At 38.7% G+C, this 243-nt stretch carries 1 protein-coding gene; it reads right to left on the bottom strand.

Going from position 1 to position 243, the window contains the following annotated elements:
• A partial coding sequence (locus ACYP03_RS27575; RefSeq protein WP_459782881.1) for a VpsR-related response regulator occupies positions 1–209 on the bottom strand: 209 nt, incomplete at its 3' end.
• Positions 210–243 lie beyond the last annotated feature (34 nt).

The following is a 243-nucleotide window of genomic DNA, read 5'->3' as shown; positions in this document are numbered from 1 at the left end:
ATGCTGTTTAAGCTAAAATCATTATTGCTTAAATCAACGATACAAATACATGGGCTGAATTCTTCCAGGATTGAATCAACCGTTCTTAAGTCGTAACAGCACTGAGTTTTCCAACCTGACTGTTCGAGTAGCGCTATCCAAGGCTCGTAGTTACATCCTATTGCCACTAGTCTGCCATTTGGTGCTTTATTTTGACATTGACCTACCATCAGAAGTCACCTTCATTTCAATGCACATTTATTA

Source organism: Photobacterium sp. R1 (assembly GCF_054600795.1).
The sequence above is the reverse complement of the archived record's forward strand: the minus strand, read 5'-3'. Positions and strand labels throughout refer to the sequence as shown.